At 73.6% G+C, this 13,755-nt stretch carries 8 protein-coding genes and 1 pseudogene; 5 read left to right on the top strand and 4 right to left on the bottom strand.

All coding sequences use genetic code 11. From position 1 onward, the window contains the following. Positions 1-5: 5 nt before the first annotated feature. Both J2Z30_RS27225 and J2Z30_RS27230 read right to left on the bottom strand, forming a co-directional pair. Positions 6-1,703 (bottom strand): M23 family metallopeptidase, encoded by a 1,698-nt coding sequence (locus J2Z30_RS27225; RefSeq protein WP_372453308.1) that lies wholly within the window; start codon positions 1,701-1,703, stop codon positions 6-8. A 192-nt stretch (positions 1,704-1,895) separates the two neighbouring features. Beyond that, a pseudogene (locus tag J2Z30_RS27230) lies at positions 1,896-2,657 on the bottom strand (lipase family alpha/beta hydrolase); the annotation flags it as partial. 567 nt (positions 2,658-3,224) lie between these two features. Between J2Z30_RS27230 and icmB the strand changes: the two are divergent. Then, positions 3,225-3,635, top strand: a complete 411-nt coding sequence (icmB, locus tag J2Z30_RS27235) for a coenzyme B12-dependent isobutyryl CoA mutase small subunit (RefSeq protein WP_044573834.1) — start codon at positions 3,225-3,227, stop codon at positions 3,633-3,635. A gap of 236 nt (positions 3,636-3,871) precedes the next feature. Here the strand turns inward: icmB and J2Z30_RS27240 are convergent, their stop codons facing one another. Both J2Z30_RS27240 and J2Z30_RS27245 read right to left on the bottom strand, forming a co-directional pair. Beyond that, positions 3,872-5,803, bottom strand: coding sequence for a DUF5691 domain-containing protein (locus J2Z30_RS27240; protein WP_245388478.1), 1,932 nt, complete (start codon positions 5,801-5,803; stop codon positions 3,872-3,874). After that, complete coding sequence (locus J2Z30_RS27245; protein WP_044573837.1) at positions 5,800-7,266, bottom strand: SWIM zinc finger family protein; 1,467 nt, start codon at positions 7,264-7,266, stop codon at positions 5,800-5,802. Before J2Z30_RS27245 ends, J2Z30_RS27240 begins: the two co-directional genes overlap by 4 nt. A 137-nt stretch (positions 7,267-7,403) precedes the next feature. Between J2Z30_RS27245 and J2Z30_RS27250 the strand changes: the two genes are divergently transcribed. The 4 genes from J2Z30_RS27250 (at position 7,404) to J2Z30_RS27265 (ending at position 13,686) form a co-directional block, all read left to right on the top strand. Continuing rightward, positions 7,404-8,549: an ATP-binding protein gene (locus tag J2Z30_RS27250; protein WP_044573840.1), complete on the top strand. Its 1,146-nt coding sequence runs from the start codon at positions 7,404-7,406 to the stop codon at positions 8,547-8,549. Continuing rightward, entirely contained in the window at positions 8,546-11,320 is a 2,775-nt protein-coding gene (locus tag J2Z30_RS27255) for a DUF5682 family protein (RefSeq protein ID WP_044573843.1), read from the top strand. The genes J2Z30_RS27250 and J2Z30_RS27255 overlap by 4 nt, the downstream gene beginning before the upstream one ends. Beyond that, positions 11,317-12,642: a VWA domain-containing protein gene (locus J2Z30_RS27260; protein WP_245388479.1), complete on the top strand. Its 1,326-nt coding sequence runs from the start codon at positions 11,317-11,319 to the stop codon at positions 12,640-12,642. Before J2Z30_RS27255 ends, J2Z30_RS27260 begins: the two co-directional genes overlap by 4 nt. Positions 12,643-12,810: 168 nt before the next feature. Then, positions 12,811-13,686, top strand: a complete 876-nt coding sequence (locus J2Z30_RS27265) for a hypothetical protein (RefSeq protein WP_209468861.1) — start codon at positions 12,811-12,813, stop codon at positions 13,684-13,686. Positions 13,687-13,755: the final 69 nt, after the last annotated feature.

Genomic DNA, 13,755 nt, shown 5'->3' on the forward strand with positions numbered 1-13,755 from the left:
CCGGATCAGGTCGGGTCGAGGCCCTTGCCGCGCAGCCAGGGCAGCGGGTCGATGGCCGCGCCACCGCCGGGGTGGACCTCGAAGTGCAGATGCGGGCCCGTGGAGTTACCGGAGTTCCCGGAGTACGCGATGGTGTCCCCGGCCTTGACGGTCCCGGAGCGGATCTTGGCGCTGCTGAGGTGGCAGTACCAGGTCTCGGTGCCGTCCGGGCTGGTCAGAATGACCATATTGCCGTAGGCGTCGTTCCACTGCGTCTTTACGGTGCCGTCGGTGGCGGCCATCACGGGCGTCCCGTAGCTCACCGGGAAGTCGATGCCGGTGTGCACCGACATCCAGTTGATACCGGCCTGGCCGAACTGGGCGCTCAGGCCGTGCTGGGCGACGGGCAGCGCGAACTTCGGCCGCAGCGCTTCCTTGCGCGCCGCCTCGGCCGCCTTGCGCTTCTTCTCGGCGGCCTGGCGCGCCTGGAGGTCGATTCGCTCCTGGGTGCGGCTGGCGCGGTCGCGGAAGTCGTCGGCGCCCTCCCGGACCCCGGCGAGCTGGGAGTCCAGCTTGCTGTTGGCGACGGAGGGCTTCACGGGGGCCGCCGCGGTGTCGGGGGCGGCCTGAGTGGTGGACTCGTCCTTCTTGTCGCTTCCCACGCCGCTGACCGAGGCGGCGGCCACGGCGGTGACGCCCAGGGCGCAGACGGAGGGGACGGCGACGGTGAGGAGCGCGGAGCGCTTGGGGCGGGCCGAGGTGGTACGGCGGCGGCCGCGGTTCGCCTCCCGGCGAGGGGAGGGGGCGGATTCCCGCATGACCGCCGCCTCGGGTTCAGGTTCCGCTTCGGGGCCGGGGCCGGGGCCGGGGCCGGGGCCGTACGGCTGGTCGGGCTCGTCGACCGGCTCGAAGACGGCGGTGTGCTCGAAGACGGCGGTGTGCTCGAACGCGCCGGGCTGCTCGGGGATGACGGCCTGTTCGAACGCGGCGGTCTGGTCGTAGGCGTTGGGCTCGTGCTCGGGCTGATTGAAGCCGGAGTGCTGGTCGAAGCCCTGCTGGTCGACCCCCTGCTGGTCGAAGCCCGGATGGTTCAGCCCCGAATTGTCGTACCGCGCCTCGTCCACGGTCCCGTAGACGGAGGTGTCCCAGACCTGGGTCTGACCGGTGTCCACGCCTGAGGTGTACGCCCCGGCCTCGTACCCCGCGCCGTGGCCCCACTGATCCGGCATCTCGGTATGGCCGGTGGCGCCCGTGTCCCAGGCGCCGATATCCCACTGGGCGCCGGTCTCGGCGTCCTGCTGGGCGGGGATGCCGGTCGGCAGGTGATAGCCGGAGGCGGCCCACATAGCGGTGGTGTCGTAGGCGCCGGAGTCGTAATGGGCCGTGTCGTAGTGGCCGGTGGCGTACGACCCGGTCTGGTGGTGCTGGTCGACCGTGGCCCACTGCGAGGCGTCGTACTGACCGCTGTGGGCGCCCTGCCCGCCGTCATAGGCGCCCGGAAGCGCACCGAAGAGCGGATCGCTGTCGCCGTAGAGCGGGTCACCGTCCCCATAGGCGGTGGCCAGGTGGGCGAAGTTGCCGGTGGAGTACCCGTCGTACCCGTCGTACCCGACGTAGCCGTGCGCTGTGTCCTGCCGTTGACCGTAAGCCTCGTCGTACGGATACGAGGCGTCGGGAGCGGGGACGGTCGGAGAGGCCCCCGACGGGTGACGGTCGTTCACCACCACTTCTCTTTCGCCTCGGCTGCAGGAGAATTAGCGGCGACTGTACCCGGCAGTACGCGGCAGCGACAATCTTCCGTGAGTTTTGAGCATCTCGGCAAAGGGCATTTGGTCGTCTTTCGGCTGACTGTACGTGCTTCCTTGGTCGGATGTTCGATTGACGTTCGGCAATTCCGAGGCTTCTGAACCATCGGGAACCGCGCTGGAGGCGCCCGCGGGCGCCTCGTCGGCGGCGTCCAGGGCCTCGCGGATGCGGGCGGCCACGGAGGAATGCACCGCCAGGGCGAGATGTCCGATTCCGTTGACGCGGATGTTCTGGGAGATCACATCCGGATGGTCTATCCGGGCCGTCTCCTTCGGGATCATCAACTGATCCACATCGCTCCAGAAAGCGATGAATCGCGTACGGCAATCGGGGGCAGGCTGCCGCAACTCCGTTATCACCGAGGAGTCCGGGCACATCTGACGCACGAGTGGATGTACGGACAACAGGGGTGCGATACGTGTGCCGCTGTGCGGGGTGCCGAGCGTCACCAGGGTGTGGACGTGGGCGTCCCCGCGGAGGCGCTGGACGTAGTAACGGGCGATCAGGCCGCCCAGGCTGTGCCCGATGACGTCCACCTGGCCGTGGCCGGTACGGGCGCAGACCTCCTCGACATGGCGGCCGAGCAGCGCGGCGGCGGTACGGAGGTCGCACAGCAGCGGCGAGTAGTTGAGCGCTTCGATGTGCTGACGGCCGTGGCGGCCGAGCGAGCGGCGCAGTGGGGTGAAGACGGACCGATTGTCGATGAAGCCGTGGAGAAGCAGAACGGGTCGGTGGGCCGGGCTGTCCATGGGGAGGCGCGGCGCCGTACCGGGTGGGCGCTCCTGCCGCAGCCCGGTCGGGTAGAGCAGCAGATGCCCGGCGAGCAGTGCCAGGTCGAGGGCGATGGCCCGGATGTGCTGGGCGTTCCGGATGCTCTGGACGCTCTGGGTGTTCTGGTTGCTCTGGTTGTTCTGGTTGTTTTGGCTGTGTATGAGGCCCATGGCGGCCGACCTCCCGCGATGCGGCGCACGAGAGGCGGCTGGAGGCTCCCCCCGAATGCCCTCATGGGCAGCCGTTCGCTTCGTTCGTGCCGGTCGTGGTCATGGGTCCCGGTCAGGGCGACGACTTCGGCCGCGCGGTGGCCCGATGCCCGGCACCGCACGATGAATGGCGCTGTGACCCCATGACGCAGGACCGCCCGTCGCACCGCGGCGCCATGCGGCTCGCGGCGGCGCTGCGCGGTGCGACGGTCCCCGCTGCGGCTCCCCTGATGTGGCCGGCCCGAGCGTATGCGGCGTCCGCGCGGCGGATGCGCGATGCGCGGTGTGCGATGCGCGCGGATGCGGATGCGGATGCAGGTACGGGTGCGGCCTTCAGTGAACGTGTCCCACGTGTGATTTCCCCCTCGCTGCGCGCCGCGAAACTGCCGGGTAGGGGATGCTGGAGATAACGTTCGTTCACGTCGAGGTAGGCGAGGGCGCGACGGCTTGGAGGCTGCGATGGGTGTGACCGGTCCTATCCGTGTAGTGGTGGCCAAGCCGGGGCTGGACGGCCATGACCGTGGGGCGAAGGTGATCGCGCGGGCACTGCGCGACGCGGGCATGGAGGTCATCTACACCGGGCTCCACCAGACCCCCGAGCAGATCGTCGACACCGCGATCCAGGAGGACGCCGACGCGATCGGGCTGTCCATCCTGTCCGGTGCCCATATGACCCTGTTCGCCAAGGTGCTGGAGCTGCTGCGGGAGCGCGACGCGGAGGACATCAAGGTCTTCGGCGGCGGGATCATCCCCGAGGCGGACATCCCCCCGCTCAAGGAACAGGGCGTCGCCGAGATCTTCACCCCGGGCGCGACCACGACAGCCATCGTCGACTGGGTCCGCAAAAACGTTCGCCCGGTAGCCGCCTGACCCGCCGCACTGCTCTCGCCCCGAGGCCTGCCGCACTGTTCTCGACCCGGGTCTGAGGTCCGGGCCCTGAGCCAAGCCGGGGTGCCGGAGCCCGGCCGGAGCCCGGGACATCCACGCCCCGGAGCGCGTCGCTCCATCGGCGCCGTGGGGCGGACGTCCGGACGCCGGACCAACCGGCCCCGGGCACGCCCCGAGCCCAGGGCGTCCCCCGAGCCGGAGGCCGGTCCGGGTCAAGGTCAGCTCGGGTCGAGCTCTGCTCGCATCGCTTCTCTTAGCCGGAGCGTGCCGACCAGACGTTGGAATGCCTCCGCCCAGTAGCCTCCGGCTCCCGGGGCCGCTCCCTCTCTCTCGTCCGGTATCGCCGTCAGCACTTCGAGGCGGTCCGCCTGGGTCGGGTCCAGGCAGCGCTCGGCCAGGCCCATGACGCCGCTGAAGCTCCAGGGGTAGCTGCCCGCGTCGCGGGCGATGTCCAGGGCGTCGACGACGGCCCGGCCCAGCGGCTCGGCCCAGGGCACCGCGCACACCCCGAGCAGCCGGAAGGCGTCGGACAGCCCGTGGGACGCGATGAACTCGGCGACCCACTCCGCCCGTTCCCGGGCGGGCAGTGCGGAGAGCAGCTTCGCCGGGTCCCGCCAGGCGGCGGGGGCCGCCTCCCCGGCGGTGACCGGCGCGACCGCCGGGGTACCGAGCAGCGCACGGCACCACTCGGCGCTGCGCTGCCGCACCGCGGCCCGGCACCAGGCCGCGTGGAGGTCCGCCTGCCAGCCGTCCGCGACGGGCAGCGCCACGATCTCGGCGGGGCCCCGTCCGCCGAACCACTCGGTCCAGCGGTCCAGCGGGGTCGCTTCCACCAACTGGCCCAGCCACCAGGACCGTTCCCCCCGGCCGGAGGGCGGCTTGGGCACGACGCCGTCGCGCTGCATTCCGCTGTCGCACTCGTCCGGCGGGCGGACGGCTATCCGGGGTGTCCGTTCGGAGGCCGCCAGCTCGTCGGCGGTCAGCCCGTCGCCGGTCGGCCCCTTGGGGGTCAGCCCGTCGCCGGTCGGCCCCTTGGGGGTCGGCCCGTCGCCGGTCGGTCTCTTGTCGGTAAGGCCGTAGCCGGTCGGCCCCTTGGCGGTAAGGCCGTCGGCGGTCAGCCCGTCGCCGGTTGGCCCCTCGCCGGTCAGCCCGTCGCCGGTCGGCCCCTTGCCGGTCAGCCCGTCGCCGGTCGATCCCTTGGCGGTCAGCCCATCAGCGGTCGGCTCATCCGCGGTCAGCGACACACAGCCCCGCGACCGCTCGGCCATGCGTGCGGCGAGCGCCGAGTCGGGGAGTGCGGAGAGCAGCTCGGCGGCGGTCGCCCGGACGTTCCGGCTGCGGTCGGACAGCGACTGTTCGAGGAACGGCTCATCGGACGGGGAGAGATCGTCGCGCAGCGAGTCCAGGAACATCAGCCGGTCCTCGGCGCGCTCGGTCGACCAGGTGCCGCTGAGCAGTGCCAGCCCCGCCGCCGGGTCGCGGTGACGGGCCGCCGCCAGCAGCGACACCCGCTCGGCGAACAGCCCCTCCCCCCACAGCCGCTGTTCCTCGTCCGGTGCGGTGGCCGCCCCGGGCGGCTCCGGGAGCGATGCGGACGCCCGGCCCGCCGTGCCCCGCAGCGCGAACTTCCAGTCCGGGTTGAGCCGGGCCAGCCACAGCGCACGCGGCCCGCCCAGCGTCAGCGCCTCGGCCCGCAGATCGGTGCGGGCGCGGGCCGCGTCGAGCAGCGCCGGAAGCAGCGCGTCCGGCACGCGATAGCTGTGGTGATTGGCGAGCGCGAGCCACTGCGGCAGCAGCTCGGCGAGGTCGGGCGCGGAGCGCGAACCGCCGCGCCCCGGCGCCGAACGGTCGGCGAGCAGCAGCGCCAGCCTGCTGCGGGCGGCCGCGGGCAGCGCAGGCCGCGGATCCTCGGGCGCCCGGTCCGGCCCCGGCCGCGCGGGCGCGGGCCGCAGCCCGGCCCGCCGCCGTACCGTGCTGAGCGCGGCCGCGTCCAGCAGGGCGGACGGAACGTCCTGCCCGGGGCGCGGCACCACGGGCGGGGTGCGCCGCTCGGTGCCGAGCAGCGCGGCCGCGACGAGATCGTCCCAGGGTGCGGTGGGCGCGGTGGGTGCGGTGGACGTGCTGGACGCGACGGGCGTCGTAATGGTCAACGGGTGCCTCCCTGCGCTGCCGTGCCGATGAGCGAGACGGCGGTCGGATCCCAGGTCGTGATGGGGGAGAAGCCGCGATGGCCGCACTCACCGAAGACCGTGACTGGGCCACCGCCGGATATCGCCATCAGCTGCCACAGATCGGTGCGCCACGCGCAGCGCGGATCGACGGGCAGCGCCGAACCGCTCCGCTCGTCCGCCAGCTGCCATCCGTCGTCCCCCGGGACGGGCACCACATCGGTGAGAACCACCGGCCAGCCGTCCAGCCACGGATCCTCCCCGAGCGCCGCCCCATAGGCCGCCAGCGCGGTCTCGACATCGCACCCCTCGGGGGCCCCAGGTACCTCGCACCCCTCAGCAGCCGGAGGCGCCACGGGAGGCGCCGCCTCCGCCGCCCCCTCGTGCCGGGGGCCGATCGCCGCCCGCAGCGGCCGGGCCGCTGGGTAATACGCGAGATCGGCGTCGAGCACCAGGCCGACGGGCAGTGCGAGCTCGGGGGACTGGCCGGGGGCGCTGAACGAGAGCAGCAGCGCCATACGGTGCGTACGCTCGCCCCGCAGCCAGATCCGGCGCGTGGTCAGCCTGCCGTCCGTCCCGTCCTGACGGCCCAGGACCAGCCAGCGGTCCCGGACCGTCCCCTCCGTCGCCAGCAGCTCGGCCACCGGTGTCGTGAGGCCCACGCGGGTGCGCGTGGTGGCGGCCAGCTTCTCCGGGAGGCCGTCCAGATGGAGAAAGCCCTGGTTGAGCAGGTGGGCCAGCGCGCACTCCTCCAGCAACCGGGCAGGCCACCCCGGACCGGACGACGGAATCGCGGTCAGCTCCCGCACCCGCGCCTCAAGACCCGGTGCCTGGGCGTCGATCATCCGCGCGGCCGTCTCGTCCCACGCCCCGTACCCGGCGCGGTCGGCGGAGGCCAGACCGTCGCGGAGCAGATCGGCGAGCCGCCGCTCCAGCTCCGTGGCGCCCGCGGCGATGCGCTGGGTCCGCCGCTCGGCGCGGCGGCGCGCCGCCTCCGGATCGGCCGCGGCTCCGCTCCCCCCTTTCCCCGCGCCGTCCCCCGTCCCGCCGCCGGGGCCTGGGCCCCCGTCCCGGGCTCCGGCGGCGAGCTTTTCGGCCCGCTCCCGCCGGTCGCCGAGCCACTGCCCGGCCCACTCCGGCGGCTCCCCGCCCGCGGGCACGCCCCCCTCGCCGGACGTCCACAACAGCAGCAGACCCAGCGCGTGCTTGCACGGGAACTTCCGGCTCGGGCAACTGCACCGATATCCCGGCCCGTTCAGATCGACCACCGTCTGGTACGGCTTGCTGCCGCTGCCCGAGCACAGCCCCCACACCGCCCGCCCGTGCGCGCCCGCCCCCGACCACTTGCCGGCCGCGGCGAGCTTGCCGCCCGCCGTGCGTGACGTGGCGTCAGGAGCCAGGGCCAGCACCTGCTCCGCCGTCCAGCGTTCCCCCTGCGGATTCATGTCTGCGACGGTACGGGCACCCACTGACAATCGCTCTGACCTGCGCATTCGCTGACGGGCAGCCGGTTGTCAGTGGGGTGGTGCAGTGTGGTTCACGCGTCCGGAAACGGAACGAGGAAACGAGTCGTGGGGGAGCTGTGACCGTCACTGTGCCCGGAACCGAATCCACCGATACGAGCGGGGCGGCAGAGGCCGCCGGAGCCGCGGAAGCGCTGCGTCCACATGCGGAGGACGCCTTCGCTACCGAGCTGAGCGCGCTGGCCGCGGCCGACGACCGCCCGCGTCCCGCACGATGGCGGCTGTCGCCGTGGGCGGTCGCCACCTATCTGCTCGGCGGCACGCTGCCCGACGGCACCGTGATCACACCCAAGTACGTGGGCCCGCGGCGCATCGTCGAGGTCGCCGTCACCACCCTCGCGACCGACCGCGCCCTGCTGTTGCTGGGCGTGCCCGGCACCGCCAAGACATGGGTCTCGGAGCATCTGGCGGCGGCGGTCAGCGGTGACTCGACCCTGCTGGTCCAGGGCACCGCCGGGACGCCCGAGGAGGCCATCCGGTACGGGTGGAACTACGCCCAGCTCCTCGCCCACGGCCCGAGCCGCGACGCGCTCGTGCCGAGCCCGGTGATGCGCGCGATGGCGGACGGCATGACCGCGCGCGTGGAGGAGCTGACGCGCGTCCCGGCCGATGTGCAGGACACGCTGATCACCATCCTGTCCGAGAAGACGCTGCCGATCCCGGAGTTGGGGGCGGAGGTCCAGGCGGTCCGCGGCTTCAACCTGATCGCGACCGCCAACGACCGCGACCGCGGGGTCAACGAACTCTCCAGCGCCCTGCGCCGCCGCTTCAACACGGTCGTGCTGCCGCTGCCCGCGACCCCGGAGGACGAGGTCGACATCGTCTCCCGCCGCGTCGCCCAGATCGGCCGCTCGCTGGAGCTCCCGGAGCTCCCGGAGGGCGTCGAGGAGATCCGCCGGGTGGTCACGGTCTTCCGCGAGCTGCGGGACGGAGTGACCGGTGACGGCCGTACGAAGCTGAAGTCGCCCTCGGGCACGCTGTCCACGGCCGAGGCCATCTCCGTGGTCACCGGCGGTCTCGCGCTCGCCGCCCACTTCGGCGACGGCGTGCTCAGGTCGGGCGATGTGGCCGCGGGCATCCTGGGCGCGGTCGTCCGCGACCCGGCGGCCGACCGCGTCATCTGGCAGGAGTACCTGGAGACGGTGGTCCGTGAGCGCGAGGGCTGGAAGGACTTCTACCGCGCGTGCCGAGAGGTGACCGCATGACGGGCGCCCCACGGGCGCGGGCCACCGGCCCGCTGCTGCTGGGCGTGCGGCACCACGGTCCCGGGTCGGCGCGTGCGGTGCGGGCCGCGCTGGAGGCGTGCCCACCGCGCGTGGTGCTGATCGAGGGGCCGCCGGAGGCGGACGCGATCGTGGGGCTCGCCGCCGAGAAGGACATGCGTCCGCCGATCGCGCTGCTCGCCCATGCCGCGGACGATCCGGGGCGCGCCGGGTTCTGGCCGCTGGCCGGGTTCTCCCCGGAGTGGGCGGCCATCCAGTGGGCGCTGGCCCATGAGGTTCCGGTGCGGTTCATCGATCTCCCGGCGGCCAACTCGCTGGCCATGGCGGCGAAGAAGCCCCCGGCGGCCGTGCCCGCCCCGGCTGGTCCGTCCGATCCAGCCGGTTCCCCGGCCCCGGCTGGACCGCATGGCCCGGCGGTCGAGCCCGCCCCGGCGGCGGAGCCTGTCCCGGCCGGTCCGGCGGACCCGGCGACCGTGTCTGCCGAGGCGGCCGCGCCCGACCCGGCCGGTCAGCCCGTTCCGGCGGTCGCGCATGGTCCGGCAGCCGCTCCGGCCGGTCCGGCGAACCCGCCTGCCCCGCCTGCCCCGCCCGGTCCGGCCGGTCCGGCGGACCAAGCCGACCCGGGTGGTCAAGCGGCTCCGGTCGCCGACCAGGCCGCGCGGATGCGTGTCGATCCGCTGGCCGTCCTCTCCGAGGCGGCCGGATACGACGACCCGGAGCGCTGGTGGGAGGACGTCATCGAGCACCGCGGCACCGGCGGCGCTGAGGCGTTCACGGCCGTGGCGGAGGCCATGGAGGCGCTGCGCGTCGAGTACGGGCACGGCGGGCACGAGGACGACGCGGTGCGCGAGGCCCATATGCGGCTGCGGCTGCGCGAGGCGCGGCGGGAGTTCGGGGACGAGGTCGCGGTCGTCTGCGGGGCCTGGCACGTACCGGCGCTGGGGGAGCGGACCACCGCGACCGCCGACCGGAAGCTCCTCAAGGGGCTGCCCAAGGTCAAGACCGAGATCAGCTGGGTGCCGTGGACCCACCGGCGGCTGGCCCGGCACAGCGGATACGGGGCGGGCATCACCTCGCCCGGCTGGTACGACCATCTCTTCCACGCCCCGGACCGGCCCGTCGAGCGCTGGCTCACCAAGGTCGCCGGGCTGCTGAGGGACGAGGACTTCGCGGTCTCCTCGGCCCATGTCATCGAGGCCGTAAGGCTCGCCGAGACCCTGGCCGCCATGCGCGGACGCCCGCTCGCCGGGCTCGCCGAGACCCTCGACGCCGTGAGGGCGGTGATGTGCGACGGCTCGGATGTGCCGATCGCGCTCGTCCAGGACCGGCTTGTGGTCGGCGACATCCTGGGCGAAGTACCCGAGTCGGCTCCGGCGGTGCCGCTCCAGCGCGATCTGACGCGCACCCAGCGTTCGCTGCGGCTCAAGCCCGAGGCGCCGGAGCGCGAGCTGGAGCTGGACCTGCGCAAGGAGACCGACGCGGGACGCAGCCGCCTGCTGCACCGGCTGCGGCTCCTCGGGGTCGACTGGGGCACCCCGGTCGTCTCGCGCGGCAGCACCGGCACCTTCAGGGAGACCTGGCGGCTGCGGTGGGAGCCGGAGCTGGCGGTGCGGGTCGCCGAGGCGGGGGTGTGGGGGACCACGGTGCTGTCGGCGGCCACCGCCAAGGCGGAGACCGAGGCCCGGAGCGCCAAGGGGCTCGCCGAGGTGACCGAGCTGGCCGAGCGCTGTCTGCTCGCCGGGCTCTCCGGGGCCCTCCCCGTCGTGATGCGCTCGCTCGCCGACCGGGCCGCGCTCGACGCGGACGTCGGCCATCTCGCCCAGGCCCTGCCCGCACTGGTGCGCTCGGTGCGCTACGGGGACGTACGGGGCACCGGCACGGCCGCGCTCGGCGAGGTGGCGGTCGGGCTGGCCGAGCGGATCCTGGTCGGGCTGCTGCCCGCCTGCGTCGGTCTCGACGCCGACGGCGCCGCCGAGATGCGCCGCCATATGGAGGCCGTGCACCGGGCCATCGCCCTGCTGTCGGAGACAGAGACGGCCGGGACAGAGACGGCCGGGACAGCGGCGAGGACAGGGACAGCGGCGAGGACAGGGACAGAGACCGGGGTGCAGCCACACACGCGGACCGACTTGTCGACAACGGACATGTCGACAACGGAGACGCGGGCGGCCGAGCCCCGCGCCGCCGACGGCCTACGGGCCCGCTGGGCGGCCATGCTGCGCAACCTCGCCGGGCGGGACGGCACCCCCGCCACCCCCGGGCTGATCCGGGGCCGCGCCGCGCGGCTGCTGCTGGACGACGGCCGGCTCGCCGAGGACGAGGCGGCCCGGCTGATGGGGCTCGCGCTCTCGCCCGGCACCCAGCCGCCCGAAGCGGCCTCCTGGATCGAGGGGTTCATCGGCGGCAGTGCGGGCGGCGGCATGCTGCTCGTCCACGACGAGCGGCTGCTCGGACTGGTCGACCGCTGGCTGGTCTCCGTTCCCGCCGAGGCGTTCACCGACGTCCTGCCGCTGTTGCGGCGCACCTTCTCCGCGTACGACACCGGTGTGCGCCGCACCCTGGGCGAGCTGGTCCGCCGGGGCCCCGCGGCCGACGGGCCCACCGGCGTTGGCGGCCAAGGTGCCCCGGCCGCACCCGGCTTCGGCCCCGGGCTGGACCCGGACCGCGCGGCGGCCGTCGTACCGACGGTGCGGCTGCTGCTGGGCCTCGACCCCGCCCCGCACGCCAACGACTCCATGGAGGCAGCCCGATGACGCACGGCGCCCCGCACATCGACGCCGACCCGCACATCGACGCCGACCCGCACGGCGGCGCCGACCCGCACGGCGACTCCGCCTCCAACCATGAGAGCTCCCAGGGCGCCCGCCCCCAGACCGACCAGGAACGGCTGCGGCGCTGGCGGCTGGCGCTCGGGGGCCAGGCCGCCGACGGCACCGGCTGTTCGCTCAGCGGGGCCGACGCCGCCATGGATCGCACGCTCGAGGCCCTCTACGGCTCCGGAGGCGGCGACGGCGCAGGCGGCAGCGGCACGGCCGTCGGGCGCAGCGGCGGCTCCCAGGGTGCCGGGGGCGGCGCGCGCTCCGGCGGACTCGGCGGCTCCGCGCCCCAGGTGGCCCGCTGGCTCGGCGACATCCGTACGTACTTCCCCACCTCCGTGGTCCAGGTCATGCAGCGCGACGCCATCGACCGGCTGGGGCTGTCCGCCCTGCTGCTGGAGCCGGAGATGCTGGAGGCCGTGGAGGCGGACGTCCATCTTGTGGGCACCCTGCTGTCCCTCAACAAGGCCATGCCGGAGACGACCAAGAACACCGCTCGGGCCGTCGTCCGTAAGGTCGTCGAGGATCTGGAGAAGCGGCTGGCCACCCGCACCCGCGCCACCCTCACCGGAGCGCTCGACCGCTCCGCCCGGATCAGCCGCCCGCGCCACCGGGACATCGACTGGGACCGCACCATCCGGGCCAACCTCAAGAACTACCTGCCCGACCACCGGACGGTCGTCCCCGAGCGGCTCATCGGATACGGGCGGGCGGCCCGCGGGGTGAAGAAGGACGTGGTGCTGTGCGTCGACCAGTCGGGGTCGATGGCCGCGTCCGTGGTCTACGCCTCGGTCTTCGGTGCCGTGCTCGCCTCGATGCGCTCCCTCGCCACCCGACTGGTCGTCTTCGACACCTCCGTGGTCGACCTGACCGAGGAGCTCGACGATCCGGTGGACGTCCTCTTCGGCACCCAACTCGGCGGTGGCACCGACATCAACCGCGCGCTGGCCTACTGCCAGTCGCAGATCACCCGCCCCGCCGACACCGTGGTCGTCCTCATCAGCGACCTCTACGAGGGCGGCATACGCGAGGAGATGCTGGGCCGGGTCGCCGCGATGAAGGCGTCCGGGGTGCAGTTCGTGACGCTGCTCGCGCTGTCCGACGAGGGGGCGCCGAGCTACGACCGCGAGCACGCGGCGGCACTCGCCGCGCTGGGCGCGCCCGCCTTCGCCTGTACCCCCGATCTCTTCCCGGACGTGATGGCCGCGGCCATCGAACGACGCCAACTGCCTATACCGGACATGGCGATGCATCAGTGATCCGGGGCTTGCGCCGACCCCTGTGGGTCGTGCAAGGATCATCCCCGTCGCCCAGGACATGAATCCAGCCATCCGGTTGGCGATGTCGTCCTGTTCTGGCGGCCCACAAGCCATATCGCCACGCTTACGTGCCCGTTGTACGACTCGTACTCAGGGAAGGCCCCGCTCGTGTCTGTCACGTCCGCCATGCCTGTCGCCGTGCGCCTGCCGCGCACGGTGGCCGCGCGGCGGGCGCTGCTGGCGGCGCTCTTCCTCGGTGGCTTCCTCGCCCTGGCGTTCCTCTTCGGCGGCAGCGCTCACGCCGCCGAGCGGAGCGATCAGGGCGGGGCCACCGGCGCGTCGGCCGACCGCTCCAACGCGTCCCGGCTGCTCGACCCCTCGGGTGTCGAGCGGGCGCGGCGGCAGGTGGAGCGGCACGCACCGCCCGTGGTGGCGCGTACCACTGACACGGCGGAGGACGTCGTACGGGAGACCGTGCGGCCCATCCAGGAGCCGGTCGAGCGGCAGGCGCAGAAGATCACCAAGCCGATAGACGACCTGGTCGGCGGCGCCACCAGCGGCGAACTGCCGGTGCGCCTTCCCGAGGTCGGCATCGGTGACGCGATCGGCATGGGCCCCCAGGGCTCCGCGGCGCACCACGGCCCGGCCGCCGAGCACCACGCGGCCAAGGCCGAGTCGGCGACCGTGCACAAGGCGGCGCCCGCGGCGCCGGAGCCGATGGGGCCCGGGGCACCCGCCCAGGCCGTCATCGCGCACTACGACACGGCCGTTTCCCACGACGGGCACGGGCCCGTCGTCCGGGCGGCCGTCTCCGGCACCGGTCCGGACGGTGGCGCCCCGGCGCCGCTGCCCCTTCCGCGGTCCCCGCTCGGGGCCACCTCCCAGTACACCGGCGACAGCGGCGCTTCCCGTGGTGGGAACACCCAGGCCGCTCTTCCGCCGTCCGGCGTGCCGTCCTTCGGGCTGAAGCCCGGTACGGTCCGCGCGGAGAGCTCGGCGCCGACGCGCGAGCGGTTCAACGAAGTCCTCGAATTCCCCGGCTAGGGCAGACCTCACCCCCGTCTGTTGAGACCTGCCGCGCGGGGGCGGGTCAGGTCTACCCGTCCGAAACCC

The sequence above is a fragment of the Streptomyces iranensis genome, assembly GCF_017874715.1.
In the GTDB taxonomy this organism is placed as follows: domain Bacteria; phylum Actinomycetota; class Actinomycetes; order Streptomycetales; family Streptomycetaceae; genus Streptomyces; species Streptomyces iranensis.

What these genes read in the sequence shown, in the direction of transcription:
- icmB (WP_044573834.1), top strand. Translation starts at nt 3,225, where the DNA reads ATGGGTGTGACCGGTCCTATCCGTGTAGTGGTGGCCAAGCCGGGGCTG.
- J2Z30_RS27245 (WP_044573837.1), bottom strand. Translation starts at nt 7,266, where the DNA reads ATGAATCCGCAGGGGGAACGCTGGACGGCGGAGCAGGTGCTGGCCCTG.
- J2Z30_RS27255 (WP_044573843.1), top strand. Translation starts at nt 8,546, where the DNA reads ATGACGGGCGCCCCACGGGCGCGGGCCACCGGCCCGCTGCTGCTGGGC.
- J2Z30_RS27260 (WP_245388479.1), top strand. Translation starts at nt 11,317, where the DNA reads ATGACGCACGGCGCCCCGCACATCGACGCCGACCCGCACATCGACGCC.